Annotated in this window: 14 protein-coding genes; 4 read left to right on the top strand and 10 right to left on the bottom strand. The window is 71.0% G+C overall.

Going from position 1 to position 14,535, the window contains the following annotated elements; translation table 11 throughout:
• Positions 1-4: 4 nt before the first annotated feature.
• The 8 genes from U3649_RS03635 to U3649_RS03600 all read right to left on the bottom strand — a co-directional run bounded on the left by U3649_RS03635 (position 5) and on the right by U3649_RS03600 (position 9,641).
• Positions 5-1,384, bottom strand: a complete 1,380-nt coding sequence (locus U3649_RS03635; protein ID WP_407353529.1) for a serine hydrolase domain-containing protein — start codon at positions 1,382-1,384, stop codon at positions 5-7.
• A gap of 264 nt (positions 1,385-1,648) precedes the next feature.
• Entirely contained in the window at positions 1,649-1,819 is a 171-nt protein-coding gene (locus tag U3649_RS03630; RefSeq protein WP_407353528.1) for a hypothetical protein, read from the bottom strand.
• Positions 1,816-2,985, bottom strand: coding sequence for a PepSY-associated TM helix domain-containing protein (locus tag U3649_RS03625; protein WP_407353527.1), 1,170 nt, complete (start codon positions 2,983-2,985; stop codon positions 1,816-1,818). The genes U3649_RS03630 and U3649_RS03625 overlap by 4 nt, the downstream gene beginning before the upstream one ends.
• A gap of 2 nt (positions 2,986-2,987) precedes the next feature.
• Positions 2,988-5,075, bottom strand: coding sequence for a TonB-dependent siderophore receptor (locus U3649_RS03620; protein ID WP_407353526.1), 2,088 nt, complete (start codon positions 5,073-5,075; stop codon positions 2,988-2,990).
• Between the two features lie 151 nt (positions 5,076-5,226).
• Positions 5,227-5,619: a barstar family protein gene (locus U3649_RS03615; protein ID WP_407353525.1), complete on the bottom strand. Its 393-nt coding sequence runs from the start codon at positions 5,617-5,619 to the stop codon at positions 5,227-5,229.
• A gap of 200 nt (positions 5,620-5,819) precedes the next feature.
• Complete coding sequence (locus U3649_RS03610) at positions 5,820-6,368, bottom strand: YdeI/OmpD-associated family protein (RefSeq protein WP_407353524.1); 549 nt, start codon at positions 6,366-6,368, stop codon at positions 5,820-5,822.
• 265 nt (positions 6,369-6,633) lie between these two features.
• Positions 6,634-8,583: an alpha/beta hydrolase family protein gene (locus tag U3649_RS03605; RefSeq protein ID WP_407353523.1), complete on the bottom strand. Its 1,950-nt coding sequence runs from the start codon at positions 8,581-8,583 to the stop codon at positions 6,634-6,636.
• Between the two features lie 161 nt (positions 8,584-8,744).
• Positions 8,745-9,641 carry a LysR family transcriptional regulator gene (locus tag U3649_RS03600; protein WP_407353522.1) on the bottom strand — a complete coding sequence of 299 codons (897 nt, stop codon included), beginning with the start codon at positions 9,639-9,641 and terminating at the stop codon, positions 8,745-8,747.
• 117 nt (positions 9,642-9,758) lie between these two features.
• Here U3649_RS03600 and U3649_RS03595 point away from each other — a divergent pair, with 117 nt between their 5' ends.
• A complete protein-coding gene (locus tag U3649_RS03595; RefSeq protein ID WP_407353521.1) occupies positions 9,759-10,493 on the top strand; it encodes an SDR family oxidoreductase in 735 nt (244 codons plus the stop codon).
• Between the two features lie 116 nt (positions 10,494-10,609).
• Positions 10,610-11,095 carry a nuclear transport factor 2 family protein gene (locus U3649_RS03590; protein ID WP_407353520.1) on the top strand — a complete coding sequence of 162 codons (486 nt, stop codon included), beginning with the start codon at positions 10,610-10,612 and terminating at the stop codon, positions 11,093-11,095.
• Between the two features lie 168 nt (positions 11,096-11,263).
• Here U3649_RS03590 and U3649_RS03585 read toward each other — a convergent pair whose 3' ends face one another.
• Together U3649_RS03585 and U3649_RS03580 are read right to left on the bottom strand one after the other, a co-directional pair.
• The gene (locus U3649_RS03585) at positions 11,264-11,644 is read right to left on the bottom strand and encodes a hypothetical protein (RefSeq protein ID WP_407353519.1); all 381 of its coding nucleotides are present in this window, start codon (positions 11,642-11,644) and stop codon (positions 11,264-11,266) included.
• Positions 11,641-11,943, bottom strand: coding sequence for an autorepressor SdpR family transcription factor (locus tag U3649_RS03580; protein WP_149195424.1), 303 nt, complete (start codon positions 11,941-11,943; stop codon positions 11,641-11,643). The genes U3649_RS03585 and U3649_RS03580 overlap by 4 nt, the downstream gene beginning before the upstream one ends.
• A gap of 249 nt (positions 11,944-12,192) precedes the next feature.
• On the opposite strand from U3649_RS03580, the gene yjjJ reads away from it, so the two are divergent.
• A complete protein-coding gene (yjjJ, locus tag U3649_RS03575) occupies positions 12,193-13,617 on the top strand; it encodes a type II toxin-antitoxin system HipA family toxin YjjJ (protein ID WP_407353518.1) in 1,425 nt (474 codons plus the stop codon).
• The gene (locus U3649_RS03570; protein ID WP_407353517.1) at positions 13,614-14,468 is read left to right on the top strand and encodes a type II toxin-antitoxin system RelE/ParE family toxin; all 855 of its coding nucleotides are present in this window, start codon (positions 13,614-13,616) and stop codon (positions 14,466-14,468) included. Before yjjJ ends, U3649_RS03570 begins: the two co-directional genes overlap by 4 nt.
• Positions 14,469-14,535: the final 67 nt, after the last annotated feature.

Here is a 14,535-nt window from a genome sequence, read left to right as displayed (position 1 = left end):
GGATTCAATCCAGCGCGGCCAGCACCTCGGCGACGAAGCCGGCGATGTCGAAGCGGTGGCCGGCCGGATCCTCGCCGCGGCGCACGATCACCACCTTGCGCGCAGGCACCACCACCACGTACTGGCCGCGGTTGCCGAACGCGGCGAAGGTATCGGGCGGCACGCCCGGCGAGCGTTGCAGCAGCCAGAGCGTCGCGCCATAGCCGAACTCGCCGTCGGGTTGGGGCCCGGACGGTGCGCTCGCATCCCGCACCCAACCCTCCGGCAGCAGGCGGCGGCCGCCGAACACGCCGTCGTCCTGGTAGAGCAGGCCGAAGCGGGCAAGGTCGCGCGCGGTCGACCAGACCTGGCTCGACAGCACGAAGCCGCCCTGCCAGTCGGTCTCGGCATGGGTGCGGGTCATGCCCAGCGGCCAGAACAGATCCGTGTACGGGCGCGCCAGTGCGCGCGCGTCGTCGCCGGTCGCGGCGCGCAGCGCGTGGACGGCCAGCACGATGTCGTTGTTCGCATAGCGGAACGAGGTGCCGGGCGGCGCCTGCAGCGGCCAGCCCGCGGCCGCCTCGGCCACAGTGGCGCCGCCGAAGTACAACGCATCGGTCCGGTTGCCGGCGGTATCGCTGTAGAGGCCGCTGGCCATCCGCAGCAGCTGGTCGAAGGTGATGGCCGCGCGCGGGTCGCCGGATCGCTGCCACTCCGGCACCGGCGCCGGCTGTGCCGGGTCCAGCAGGCCCTGCGCCGCGGCCACGCCGACCAGCGTCCCGGCCAGGCTCTTGGCGACCGACCAGGTGCGCTGCGCCACGTGCGGACCGAAGCCGTCGCGATAGCGCTCGCCGACGATCTTTCCGCCCTGCAGCACCACCACGCCGGTGGTCGCATGCCCTTCGCCGAAGCGTGCCGGATCGAACGCCGCGGCGACGGCGCGCTGCAGCGCCTGCGCGTCGCCGGCCACGGCGGCGGTGGCATCGCGCTCACCCAGAGGCCACGGCCGCGCGTCCAGGTCGGGCGCCGGCGCATCGAAGCGCGGCAGCATCGCCGCCGCCCCGGCATCGGCGCCGATCGGCAGTTGCGCGCACCCCAGGTTCGGGCGCCAGGCCGCGATCCGCGGCGGCAGCTGCGGATCGAACGGCACCGATACCATGCGTCGCTGCGGATCGATCCGGGCCGGCAGCGCCTGTACCAGCGCGTCGTACTCCGGATAGATCCCGCGCAACTCGAACGCCTCCACTTGCGCCTGACTGCGTCCCGCGCTGAAGTGCGCGCTGCAGAGCGTCAGCGCCTTGTAGCCGGCCGCGACCGCGCGTGCATGCGCGTCCTCGGCAGGAACGGGTTGCGCAAGCGCGGGGGCGATGGCGAGCAGCAGCGCAGGCAGCAGGAACAGGCGCATCGGGCGTCCGGGACAGGCGGGCGGGCATGCAGTGTATGCCGGACGATCCAGCGATAGGCACAGGAGGCGAACCTGCAGACTTCGCCTATCGCGTCTTGGCGAATCCCATCCCCTCGAACGAAAGGCCCTCGATCCTTTCACCGTCGGCTTCGAAGACAAGGACCTCGCCGGAATTCGGCACGAACTCCACGCGAACATGACCCTTTTCCGTAGCCGGTGGCCGTTGCCGGCAGCCGCCCAATGGGGTGTCGTCGCTACGGTCGCCTAGCGCCGCCACCATGCACGCGCGGCGACCACCACGACCGTGCCGAGCGCGATCCACGACACCGCATCCCACACGCCGTCGCCGAGCAGGCCGCTGACGAGGCCGACGCTGCTGACCAGCGCCAGCAGCGCCGGCACCGCGAAGATGCGGCGGATCTCGATGCCGGTCATCGCGGCCGGCCGCCCGCCAGCAGGCCGGCGCGCTGCGCGGCTTCCAGTTCGCGGACCCGCGATTCCGTCGATCCGCGCCGGACCCACAGCACCAGTCCGCTGACCAGCACCACGATCGTGATCAGGTCGAGCAGGGCCCAGACGATCTTCAGTGGCAGACCGCCGTAGTCGCCGAAATGCAGCGGCTGCGAGACCAGCAGCGCGGTGATGTAGCCCGGCCGCGCCGGCATGCCGGCGAAGCTGCCGTTCGCGGCATCCACCAGCACCGCCGAGTACAGGCGGCTGGTGAGCGGCGAGTCGCCGACCAGGAAGACGCCAAAGTGCCGGTCGCCGCTGTACCCGGTGCCGGGGAAACTGACGAACGCCGGCTTCATGTCCGGCGCCTTCGACCGCGCCAGTGACACGGCCGCGGCGAGCGAGGCCAGGTCCGCCGGCGATGCAGGGCCGTTGCCGGCATCGGCATCGGCATCGGCCAGCTGTGCCAGCGCATCGGCCTGCCACATCTGCGACAGCGGCGTGGCCAGGGTATTGATCGCACCGGTCAGGCCGACCACCAGCGCCCACGCCAGGGTGACGATGCCGAGTACGTTGTGCAGGTCCAGCCAGGCGAGCCGGCGGCCGCGGCCGGTGCGGATCGTGCCGAACGGCAGCTTGCGCATGAACGGCGCGTACAGCACCACGCCGGAGACGATCGCGGTCGCGAACAGCAGCGTCATCGCGCCCAGGAACAGCGTGCCCGGCAGCCCGGCGAACAGGTCGGTGTGCAGGCGGTAGATCAGCCACATCACCCCTTCGTTGAACTGCGGCGCCGGCACCACCTCGCCGGTGTAGGCGTGCATCACCACGGTGTGCATGTCCGCCGGCGGCGTGTCCGGCGTGGGCCCGGTGTTGACGTAGACCAGCGGGTCGTCCGGATACCAGCCGAAGAACAGCGGCAGCTCGCCCGGGTAGCGGTCGAGCGCGGTCTGCAGCAGCACGTCGACGTCCATCGGCCGCGCGCCCTCGGCCGGGGCGTCGACCTCGGGCTCGGCGCCGGTGAGATGGCCGATCTCGTGGCCGAAGATCAGCGGCAGGCCGGTCAGGCACAGCAGCAGCAGGAACACCGTGCACACCAGGCTCGTCCACTTGTGGACGAGGAACCAGGCCTTGAGCGTGCGCCGCTGCATGCTCAGAACCGGTAGGCGACGGTGCCGACGACGTAGCGTCCGTTGCCGGTGAAGCAGTCGCCGAACACGCGGCAGGGCGCGTAGTAGGTCTTGTCGGCCAGGTTGGTGGCGTTGAGCATGAACGACCACGCGCCGGTCTCGTAGCCGGCCATCGCATCGGCCAGCGTGTACGAGGGCGTGCGCAGGCTGCCGGCGGCGCCGTGCGACAGCGAGTCGCCGACGTGGCGGACGCCCAGGCCCGCGCGGACGCGCCCGCTGTCGCCGACGTCGAAGCCCCGCATCGCCCAGACCGACGCCAGCTCGCGCGGCACGTCGGCCAGGCGCTTGTCGAGTTCCGGCGCGAACCCGCTCTCGGTGACGCGGGCGTCGTTGTAGGTGTAGTTGGCGTTGACCGACACGCCGCCGATCACGAACGCGGCTTCCAGCTCCACGCCCTCGGCCTCGACCTTGCCGGTCTGCACCACGTTGACCACGTTCTCCGGATCGTTGGTGGCGCGGTTGGTCTCGTCGAGGCGGTACAGGTTGGCGGTGACCAGCACGCCGCCGCGCGGCGACCACTTCACGCCGGCCTCGTACTGGCGGCCGCGCACGGGCCGGAAGGCGACGCCGTAGAAGTCGGCGCCCGGCACCGGCAGGAAGGATTCGGCGTAGCTCACGTACGGCGACCAGCCCGGCGCGACTTCGCCGATCACGCCCACGCGCCAGGTGGTGGCGTAGTCGACCTGCGCGCCGGCGCCCTGCGTCTCCGAGCGGGCCCGGTCGCGGCGCGCGCCCAGCAGGATCGACACCCGGTCCGCCCAGCGCATCTGGTCCTGCACGTAGACGCCGAGCTGGGTGTTGCGCTGGTCCGGCAGGCGCACGTACTCGGGGCCGACCACGCCCGTCGAGACCGGATCGTAGATGTCGATCGGCGTCACCGTGCCCGAGCCGGACAGCGACGACTCGCGGAAGTCGCTCCAGTCCACGCCGGCGAGCACCCGGTGCCGGATGGTCCCGGTGTCGAACGCCGTCTCGATGCTGTTGTCGGTGTTGAACACCCGGATGTCGGGCTTGACCGCGTACGCGAAGCGGTCGACCACGCGGTCGTCGGCATCCAGGAACGGATCTTCCGGGTTGGTGTACACGTCCGGATAGATTTCCTGGAAGGTGGTCTCGATGTCGGCATAGCGGCTGCTGCTGCGCAGCTTCACGTTGTCGCTGAACGCGTGCTCGACCAGCAGCGTCAGCGCGTCCTGGCGGGCGTCGAGCCGGTCGTAGTCGGGATCGCCGAGGAAGGTCGAGGGGTCCAGCCGGCGCCCGGGCGGGGCCCGCAGCGTCGCGGCCACCGGCAGGAACTGCTGGCTCGAGCCGGTCCGGTCGCGCTGGTGCAGGCCGAGCAGCGTGACGGTCGTCCCCTCGCCCGGACGGAACGCGACGGACGGCGCGACCAGCACGCGGTCGTCGCGCATCACGTCGGTCTGCATGCCGCTGTCGCGCGCCACGCCGACCAGGCGGCCCGCCACGCGCTCCCCGTCGTCGAGCGTGCCGGTGACGTCGAACATCAGCTGGCGCCGGTCGTGGCTGCCGGCCTGCAGCGCGACCTCGCCGGTCGGCGGGGTGAACTGCGGCCGCTTGCTCATGGCGTTGATCACGCCGCCGCTGCCACCCGCGCCGTAGAGCACCGACGACGGCCCGCGCAGCACTTCCACCCGATCGAAGGTGTAGACGTCGGGCCGCGGGATCGGATCGTAGTTGTAGATCTGGCGCAGGCCGTCGAGGTACTGGGCGGAGGTCATGCCGCGCACCGCCGAGCCGTCGCCGCGGGTGTCCAGGCCATAGGGCTCGGCGATCACGCCGGCCGTGTAGCGCAGCGTCTCCTGCAGGTTGAGGGCGCCCCGCGCCGCGATCTGGGCATCGGTGACCACGCTGACCGCCTGCGGCGTGCGGGTCACGTCGGTGTCGGTCTTGGTCGCCACCGTGGCGCGCTGGCCGGTGACGTGGATCGCGTCGAGGTCGGTGGCGGCGCCGGACTGGGCGGCCACCGGCGCACTGGCGGCGGCGAGCAGGGCGAGCGCGAGCCGGGGCGCGCGTGGGACGAGACGCAGGGTCATGGAGGGGCCGGGTGGAGCGCGCAGGGGACGCGGAGGGGCGAAATTGTGTACGCCCGCCAATCTGAATGCAAACAATTCGCATTACGGAACCCCGCGCTGGCGGGAGTCCACCCCGTTCGCCCGCCTGTTCCGGCCCCCGCTCCGGCCAGCCTCAGCGCGCGATCAGCCCGATGTCCGGATGCGCGGCGATGATCTCCAGCACGATGTCGAAGAACGTCTGCCCGGTGCCGGCCTCCAGCGCGTCGAGGTCGCGCTGGATGCGCGCGGCGTCGTAGCGTCCGGGCTGCGCCAGCTTGGCCTGCAGGAACGCGCGGGTGGCCTCGATCCCGAGGTCTCGCCGGTTCTTCTCGAACGCCGTCCAGACCAGCGTGACCGGCCCGCTTCCCTGCAGCGCCCCGTAGCCGCCGTGGAACATGTCGTTCAGCGCATCCAGGCTCCGGCCCAGCGTCCAGCCGGCATCCGCCATGAAGACGCGGTCGACCTCGTCGTAGAACGAGGGGATGTCGTGGATGCGGGTGCCGTCCAGCTCCAGGATCTTCTTCATTCGCGATTGCCCGCAACTGGCTATTCCCCCCTTTGAAAAAGGGGGGTAGGGGGGATTTGTGGGGCGCCCGACAAAAGCCACGGTCAGAGCAAACCCACTCAATCCTTATTCAAACAGGAGGAAGATACGCTGCGAGAGAATGCGGGGAAACGTCAGGGAAGAGGGGGTTCTTTTGTCCGCGAACGCACCCCGTTACCAACCTAGTCCGCCGCCGTGGGCGCGCTGAAGCCCTTGCTGTAGATCCCGGACCGGTCGAAGCAGCAGGCGCGGCGCTTTCCCGATGCCAGCATGTCGCAGGCCGTGTGGATCCGCCGCTCGCGCGTCTCCGCCTTCTTGCCCGAGGTGACCCAGTGGATCCAGTCCCTGCGCGCCACCGCGGTCAGATCCGCCCACTGGGCCCGCGCGTCCGGATGGGCCGCGAGCGCCGTGCGCAGGTCGGCCGGCACTCGGGGCTCGGGTTCCTTCGCCACCGGCGCGATCTCGAGCGCGACGGTGTCGCCGGCGGCCGCGCCGGCAGCGTCCCGCAGGGCCCGATCCACCTTGAGCCAGTGGCTGCCCTGGCCATCCGGTTCCAGCGTGGCCTGGAAAGGCTGGCCGGCGAGGGTGCCGTCGACGGTCGTCATGCTCCGCGTCGGCAGCTTCGCGCTCGCGCTCGCCGGCAGCACGAGAAAGGTCCAGGCGGCGCCCTTCGGGCTCGCCGGGCGCAGCAGCTTCGCCTTGAACCGGATCTTCCCGGTGGTCTTGCTCATGGCGGGACGATAGCACCGGCCTGTTCCGGCGTCATCGGCATGGCGCACTGCCGTCGCCCTGCCACAGCGGAATCGCTCGCGGCTCCCGCCGCATGCGCCTGCCTCCCGTTTTCCGATCCATCTCTCGCAGCGCGCGCAGCTTGCGCGGCTGGTTGTAGTACAGGAAGAAGCCGGCGAACGGCGCTGTCGTGGATGATCGGACAGCTGCGCCAGCTGGCCGGGCATCCGGGCGGTCGACGCGCCGGGCGGCATCGACCGAGTCCGCTCACTGCTGCGCCGTCGCACCTCCCAGGTGCCGGGCCAGGAAGTCCAGCAGGCGCGTGTAGTACTCGCGACGGTGCGGCTCGGTATAGAAGCCATGGCCCTCGTTCGGGAAGTACAGCGTTTCCACCGGCACGCCCGCTTCCTTCAGCGCCTTCTCCATGCGCTTGCTGTGCTTGATCGGCGCGCGCTCGTCCCTCCCGCCGGCCGCGAGGAACACCGGCGCTTCGATCCGGTCGGCCAGGCGGCTGGGCGACCGCTCCGCAAGCGCATTGCGCTCGCCCATCCACTCCAATGCCCAAGTCCTGCCTGAGCGGCTGCGGCGGGAGGCGTCACGATGCATCAGCTCGAGATCGTAGACGCCCACGTAACCGACCGCGCAGCGGTACAGGCCCGGCTCCTTGGCCACGCCCATCAGCGCGGCATAGCCGCCATAGCTGGCGCCGTAGATGCAGATGCGCGAGGCATCCGCGATGCCCTGCTCGATGGCCCAGTGCGTGGCGTCGGTCAGGTCATCCTGCATGCGGCCGCCCCACTCCCTGAGGCCGGCCACGGTGTGCTCGCGGCCGTAGTTGCCGGAGCCGCGATAGTTCACCCGCAGCACCGCGTAGCCGGCCGCCGCCAGGATCTGCGCATCGTCGTCGAACTCCCACTCGTCGAAGATGCCGAACGGCCCCCCGTGCGGCAGCAGCACCATCGGCCGCGGCCCGGCTGTGGCCTCCATCGGTTCGGTGAGATAACCGTGCAGGATCCTGCCGTCGCGGGCGGACAACGTGATGTATTTCGAAGGCGGCACGGCGTTGGGCGCGAACCATTCCCGGCGGCTGAACACGCGTTCGGCCCTCTGCTCCACCGTGTCGAACAGGAAGTAGTCGCCGGTGTTGCGATCGCTCCAGACATACAGCAATACGTGGCGGCCATCGGCCGTGGCCGAGGTCATGTACACCGCGTCCGCGTCGAAGGCCTGCTGCAGGCTGCGGTAGAAGCGCGCGGTCGGCGCGGTCTCGTCGAAGAAGCGGTTGCGGATGCGGTCGGTCATGAACGACGCGCCGATCGGCGTGCGGCCGTCCAGGTCGTACAGGATGCGGTACGGGTCCACCACCTCGTCGCGCATGAGCTCGGTATAGGTTCCCGTGGCCGGGTCCCAGGACACCAGCGCGTCCGGCCCGGAGGCGCGCTCGACCTGCAGGTAGGCAACGCCGCCGTCCGCGCTGAAACCGAGCGGGAACTCGCGATGCCCGCTGGCGTCCTGGTCGTTGACCAGGCGCCATTGCTCGCCACGGGCATCGCGATAGAACAGCTTGGACACGTTGTCGGTGTCCGCGCCATGGGCGAAACGCACCTGCCCCTGCGCGTCGGCGACGAAACTGGCCCGGCGCACCGGCGCACTGGCGACCGGGGTGCGCCGCCGGCTGTAGATGTCCAGCCGCTCGATGTGGATGTACGGATCGCTGGTCAACGGCATCGCATAGACCAGGATGTTGCGCGGATCGTCCGGCAGCGTATCGAGCATGTACACCGCCTGCTCGAGTTCGGACCTGTAGCTGGCGGTATTGCCCGAATCGTCGTTGACGCCGTACGGGCTGGCCAGCAGCTTGGGATGCATGCCGTCGGCGTTCACCGCATGCAGCTCGCCGATGGCGACCGGCTGGTCGCGCGAGCCGCGCTTCTGCGCCATCGACACGACCACGCGCTCGTTGCTGGCCCACCAGAAGTCGTCCACCACCGAGTCCTTGCGGCCGGTGATCTTGGTGGTGGGCCGCATGTCCGCGCGGCGGACGATCGCCAGCACGGTGCGGTCCTCCAGCGGCACGGTGACCGCGTAGTTGGCCCCGTCCGGCGAGATCTTCACCCGCTCGTAGGCGTCCTGCTTCAGATAGGGCGTCAGATCGACCGCCTTCGGCTGCGCGCCCGCCCACGGCATCGACCCGGCCAGGATCAGGCCGGCCAGCATCCTGCAACAACCCATCCCTCTCCCCCGTTCTCGCTCGCCCCTGGCCCGATGGTGTCAATCCGCGGCCCCGCTGTCCATCGGCGTCTCCCGGCACCTGTCGGCCCTGCGCGCGCCTACTTCGCGTTCACACGCCGCGCATTGCACACGCTGCCCAGCGGGCCTCAACCCGCGTCCCGGAACGCGCGCACATGCTCCACCAGCGCGCGCAGCTTGCGCGGCTGGTTGTGGCGGCTGGGGAAGTACAGGAAGAAGCCCGCGAACGGCGTGAGGTAGTCCTCGAGCATCGGAACCAGCTGGCCCGACCGGACCCATTGCCGGAAGTTCTCCTCCAGGCCGAAGGTGATGCCGCCGCCGGCCAGGGCGGTGCGCAGCATCAGGCGCAAATCGTTCGTGGTGACCTGCGGGTCCACGGCCACGTCGAAGTCGCGGCCGCCCTCGCTGAACTCCCAGCGGTAGGGCGCGACGCCCGGCGCCGGGCGCCAGCCGATGCAGCGGTGGGCGGCGAGCTCACGCGGGTGTCGCGGCGTGCCGTGCGCTTGCACGTACGCGGGCGCGGCCACGGCCAGCTGCCGCTGCGGGCCGGTGAGCGGCACGGCCACCATGTCCTGCTCGATCACCTCGCCCAGGCGCACGCCAGCGTCGAAGCCGGCGGCGACGAGATCGATCGCGTCGTCGCTGACGGTCACGTCCAGGGTGATGCCGGGATACGCCTCGGCGAAGCTGGCCACCAGCGGCCCGGACAGGAAACGCTCGGCGATCGAGGACACGTTGACGCGCAGCAGGCCGCGCGGCGGGCCGTCGTCCACCGCCTCCTCCAGCGCCGCGCCCACGGTGCGCAGCGGCCCGGCCACCTGCCGGTGCAGGCGCTCGCCCGCCTCGGTGAGGCGCACGCTGCGGGTGGAACGCTGCACCAGCGCCACGCCCAGGCCGTCCTCCAGCCGGCGGATGCCCTGGCTGACCGCCGAGCGGGTGACACCCAGCGCATCGGCCGCGGCGCGGAAGCTCGCCGCCTCGGCCACGGCCAGGAACATGCGCAGGAGGTTGAGGTCAGGGGCCATTGGTTAGCGAGTCTAACCAATGCATCCAGTGTCCGGCGGATTCTCTCGACGCAGCCCGGCCGATACGGTGTGGATCCGGCGGCGACGGGCCGCCCTTCCCACCACCGAGGAGACCCCATGGACACCATCAACGACAAGATCGTGCTGATCACCGGTGCCAGCAGCGGTATCGGCGAGACCACCGCCCGGCTGCTGGCCGAGCGCGGCGCCACCGTGGTGCTGGGCGCGCGCCGCGCCGAGCGCCTGGAGGCGCTGGCCGCGGACATCGCTGCGCGCGGCGGCAAGGCGGTCGCCCGCGCGCTGGACGTGACCCGCCGCGAGGACGTGCAGGCCTTCGCCGACGACGCGCTGGCGCGCTTCGGCCGCATCGACGTGCTGGTCAACAACGCCGGCGTGATGCCGCTGTCGCCGCTGGCGGCGCTGAAGGTCGACGAGTGGGACACGATGATCGACGTGAACATCCGCGGCGTGCTGCACGGCATCGCCGCGGTGCTGCCGACGATGCAGCGCCAAGGCCACGGCCACGTGGTCAACGTGTCCTCGATCGCCGGGCTGTTCGTGATGCCGACCTCCGCGGTGTACTGCGCGACCAAGTACGCGGTGCGCGCGATCTCCGAAGGCCTGCGCATGGAGAGCGACACGATCCGCGTGACCTGCGTGTACCCGGGCGCGGTGGAATCGGAGCTGGCGCACACCATCACCCACGACGAGACGGCGCAGGCGATCGACCGGTTCCGGCAGATCGCGCTCAAGCCGGAGGCGATCGCCAACGCCATCGCGCATGCGATCGCGCAGCCGGCCGAGGTGGACACCACCGACATCGTGGTGCGGCACGTGCGGAGTCCGGCGTGAGCGGCCGCGGCGGCCGCGGCGCGTTGCGGGCCAACGCCTTGCGGGGGCGTCAGGCGGGCGCGCCGTCGCGACTGCCGTCGCTCCCACAGGGGTGGCACGGGTTGCGGGACGAGCGCATGAAGACCGGCCCGTGGCCGCTACGCGCCGCCGGTGCGTCGCTGCTGTGCCTCGCGTTGTTGGCCCCCGCCCATGCGGGCGGGGCCGCAACCTCGTCCGGGCACGACAACGCCGCGCTGGTGCGCGCGGCGTTCGACGACTGGCGCGCGGGGACCGGCAGCGTGTTCGACCTGCTGGCCGAGGATGTGGAATGGACGGTGGCCGGCAGCAGCCCGGTGTCGGGCACCTACCGCTCGAAGCAGGACTTCATGGAACGCGCGGTGCAGCCGATCACCGCGCGCCTGGCCACACCGATCGTGCCCGAGGTCGAACACGTGATCGCGCAGGGCAGCGCCGTGGTGGCGATCTGGCGCGGCACCGCCCGTGCCCGCGACGGCAGCTCCTACGCCAACCACTACGCGTGGCACATGGTGCTGGAGGGCGGCAGGATCGTCCGCGTCGTCGCCTTCCTCGACACCTGGGCGCTCGACGCGCTGATGGAATGAGCGGTGGCGGCGCGCACCTTGCCGTTCCTTCTCCCGCCTGCGGAAGAAGCGCCCGCCTCGGAACTTGGTCCGGGGCGCCGAAGGCGGATGAGGGCGCGGGGGGCGCGCTCGGGCATGGTGCGCCCTTGCCTCGGCTCAGTCCTCCGCCGACGCGAGAGCGGACGCCTGTCAGGCGGCTTTGGCTTTCGCCTTGGCCCGCAGCCGCAGGCAATAGCCGAGCGTCACCGCGATCCCGGCGATGACCGCCGCCGACCCGCCAGCGACCGCCACCGGGACCGGGGCGAACGCCCAGAGCCCGGCATAGACGAGCCCGCTCAGCACCATGGACCAGCCGCCGACCCGCTTGACCTGGCGGATCCTGGCGCTTGGGGCGACGGCCTTGGGCATCCTGTTGCCCATCCAGGCGATCATGAGCCCGTTGAGGCCGATCACTACCCGGGTGGTCGTCTCGCCGTCGATGTAGCCCAGCTTGCGCGCGTAGCTCGCGCCGAGCGCCACGGCGACGATGCCGAGGGCCCAGGCGAAGTATCCGATCAATTCTCTGTTCACCGCGGAACCTCCTTCTTGTTCTCCGGCTTCGGCGCTTTTGCGCCCACGCCGACGGAGTGGACGAAGCCCAGCAGCGCTTCCTCGAGCACCGAGAGCTTCAGGTGGTAGATGACGGACTTGCCGGCCTTCTCGGCGTGCACCAGGTCGGCCTCCTTCAGCACGGCGAAGTGCGCCGACATCGTCGGCTTGGACACATCGAACCGGTCGCTCAGCTCGCCCGCGCTCATCGGCCCGTCGCGCAGGAGTTGAAGCACCCGCCGGCGGGTGGGATCGGAAAGGGCTTTGAACACCTGGCTCATGTTGCGATAATTAGCTAATTATCAAAATGTGTCAATAGGGGTGCCCTGTTTTGTCGTGAGCACGCCACAAGGGGACGTACGTAATTAAGGGGGCGTATCCAAGTTAATTCCTCCGCCCCCCTAAGCTGCTCGTTTCAAAAACGTAAAGAAACAAGGGCGACTCTCCTCATAGAAACGCATGGCTTGGGCGATTGACGGCACCCAAGGTCCGCAGTATCGTCTGACAATCGTAAAGAAACGGAAGCTTCCGTGCCCCGTCCGCCCTCCGCCACCGTCGCCGACCTGCTGGCCTTGCTCACCAGCGGCGAGGCGGTGCCTGCGTCCCGCCTGCTGCAGGCGTTGGGCGTGACCCGGCCCGTGCTCTCGCGCCTGGTCAGGGAAGCCGGCGACCAGGTGCTGCGGATCGGACGGGCGCGGGCCACGGCCTACGTCGCGCGCGCCAGCACCGATGCCGGCGACGCCTGGCCGCTGTGGCGGATGCGGCCGGACGCCACCCTGGAGGAGTTGGGCACCCTGTCCCTGCTGCGCGGCGAGCGGTTCCAGTTCCTGCCCGAAGGCGAGCGGCCGAACCTCACCCGGCCGGTCGAAGGCGTGCCGGGCCACTTCCCCGGCCTGCCCTGGTTCCTGGATGACCTGCCGCCCCAGGGCTTCCTCGGTCGCAGCCTGGCCCATCGGCGCGGCCCGCGGCTGGGCGTGCCGGTGGATCTCAACCGCTGGCAGCTGCGCGACAACCTGCTCGCCATGACCCTCACCGGTGGCACCGCCATCGGCGACCTGCTGCTGGGCAGCCGCGCCGTCGAGCAGGCCCTGGCGGATCTGGACGCGCCCTCCGACGCCGTGGCGGCCGGTGACCGCGCCGCCCGCTATCCGCAGTGGGCCGAGGCCGCGCTTGCCGGCGAAGAGATCGGGTCGTCGCCCGGTGGCGATCAGCCCAAGTTCACCGCCACCGTCGCCACCACCGGCGGGCGCTACGCCGCGCTGGTGAAGTTCGCCGTTGCCGGCGACGACCCGGCAGCGCGGCGCCGGATCGACCTGCTGGTGTGCGAGCACCTCGCGCTGCAGTGCCTGCACACGGCCGGCATTCCCGCCGCCCAGGCCGAGCTGATCGAGACCGGCGGCCACCAGTTCCTCGAGGTGGAGCGCTTCGACCGGACGCCCGACAGCCTCGGCCGCCGCGGTTTCGTCTCGCTGCTGGCGCTCAACGGCGCATTCGTCGGCGACGACGGCCGCGACTGGAGCCAGGCCGGCGAACAGCTGGCCGCGCTGCGCTGGATCGACGACGCCACCGCTGCGCACATGGCGGTGCTGTACTGGTTCGGCCGCCTGATCGGCAACAGCGACATGCACCCGGGCAACCTCGGCTTCCGCCTGGTCGACGAAGGGCCGCTCACGCTGACGCCGGCCTACGACATGCTGCCGATGTACCTGGCGCCCTCCCGCGCGGGGGTGGTGCGCCCGGCGGTGGTGGTCGAGCCCGGCGTCCCGGAGCGTACCGGTCAACGGGACCACATCGCGTGCGCGGCAGCGATCGCCGGCGCCTTCTGGGAGCAGGTGGCCGGCGACCGGCGCATCGGCTCCGAAGCGCTTCGCGGGCTGGCCGCGCGCAATCGCGATGCGGTGGCGGCGTTCGCGCGGAGGTTCGCGGCGCCATCCGACACCCCCCCGGCGGCATGAGCCGGGCAGCTACCCGAGCGGGTGCCGGGGCAAACCACCAAATCGAACGCCTGCAGCCGTGGATCGCCGCGCTCGGCAGCGCGCTGCTGCATCTGCTGGTCCTGCTCATCGCGATGCTGTCGCCCCCGATCACCGTGTCGACGCCGCAAGGCGACGCCGCCGGCGGCAGCCGGGTGGAGGTGAACTTCATCGGCGAGAGCCCGCCGCAACCCGAGCAGGTGCCGCCCGAAGACCCCGCGGCCGCGAACGAACCCACCGAGGCGCCCCCCGCCGCCCCGCGCATCCAGGCCACGCAGGTGGCCCAGGCCGAGGATCCGCTGCCTGCCGACACGGCGGCCACATCGAACGCGCCGACCCCTTCCCGCATTCCCCGGCCCGCGCAGCGCCCGGCCCCACCGGCCCCCGCCACAAGCCCGCCCCCGACCAGCCACCGCCGCTCGCCCACCTGGGGACAGCCGCCGGGCATGCTGATCGAAGACCACGCCCCGGTGAACGCGGGTCCGGCTCGCAGCCCCGCGGTCGAGCGCGGCCGCAGGTACAACGCGTCCGGCTCCGAACCCAACCTGGAAGTGGGCGGCTACCAGGTCGTCTACGACCTGCGCAGCGAGAGCCGCCTGCGCGCCTGGCGCGACCAGGGCATGACCGAACTCTTCCTGCCCCTGCCCGGCACGCGGCAGTACATGGTCTGCCCGCTTGAAACCGCGCTCAAACGCGAATCCGGCCCGTGCCGCCTGCTCGACCCGAGGGACCCGGAAATGGTGAACATCGGCGACGCGCGCGAGGTCATCACCGTGCAGCAGGTCTACCGGCGCGGGGAAAGGGTCTGGACCGGCCCGAGGCCGTACCGATGAGCCCGAAGCGCGCTGCAGCGGCGAGACGCCGATGACGTCGATCAGGCGAAAGCCGCCTTCGCCTGGG

Origin of the sequence: Luteimonas sp. R10 (assembly GCF_045689605.1) — a bacterium.
Lineage (GTDB): Bacteria > Pseudomonadota > Gammaproteobacteria > Xanthomonadales > Xanthomonadaceae > Luteimonas.
Note: the sequence above shows the minus strand (reverse complement) of the source record. Positions and strands in the feature narration are given on the sequence as shown.

What these genes read in the sequence shown, in the direction of transcription:
- U3649_RS03600 (WP_407353522.1), bottom strand. Translation starts at nt 9,641, where the DNA reads ATGGCCCCTGACCTCAACCTCCTGCGCATGTTCCTGGCCGTGGCCGAG.
- U3649_RS03595 (WP_407353521.1), top strand. Translation starts at nt 9,759, where the DNA reads ATGGACACCATCAACGACAAGATCGTGCTGATCACCGGTGCCAGCAGC.
- U3649_RS03590 (WP_407353520.1), top strand. Translation starts at nt 10,610, where the DNA reads ATGAAGACCGGCCCGTGGCCGCTACGCGCCGCCGGTGCGTCGCTGCTG.
- U3649_RS03580 (WP_149195424.1), bottom strand. Translation starts at nt 11,943, where the DNA reads ATGAGCCAGGTGTTCAAAGCCCTTTCCGATCCCACCCGCCGGCGGGTG.
- U3649_RS03625 (WP_407353527.1), bottom strand. Translation starts at nt 2,985, where the DNA reads ATGCAGCGGCGCACGCTCAAGGCCTGGTTCCTCGTCCACAAGTGGACG.
- U3649_RS03620 (WP_407353526.1), bottom strand. Translation starts at nt 5,075, where the DNA reads ATGACCCTGCGTCTCGTCCCACGCGCGCCCCGGCTCGCGCTCGCCCTG.
- U3649_RS03615 (WP_407353525.1), bottom strand. Translation starts at nt 5,619, where the DNA reads ATGAAGAAGATCCTGGAGCTGGACGGCACCCGCATCCACGACATCCCC.
- U3649_RS03630 (WP_407353528.1), bottom strand. Translation starts at nt 1,819, where the DNA reads ATGACCGGCATCGAGATCCGCCGCATCTTCGCGGTGCCGGCGCTGCTG.
- U3649_RS03635 (WP_407353529.1), bottom strand. Translation starts at nt 1,384, where the DNA reads ATGCGCCTGTTCCTGCTGCCTGCGCTGCTGCTCGCCATCGCCCCCGCG.
- U3649_RS03610 (WP_407353524.1), bottom strand. Translation starts at nt 6,368, where the DNA reads ATGAGCAAGACCACCGGGAAGATCCGGTTCAAGGCGAAGCTGCTGCGC.
- U3649_RS03605 (WP_407353523.1), bottom strand. Translation starts at nt 8,583, where the DNA reads ATGCTGGCCGGCCTGATCCTGGCCGGGTCGATGCCGTGGGCGGGCGCG.
- U3649_RS03570 (WP_407353517.1), top strand. Translation starts at nt 13,614, where the DNA reads ATGAGCCGGGCAGCTACCCGAGCGGGTGCCGGGGCAAACCACCAAATC.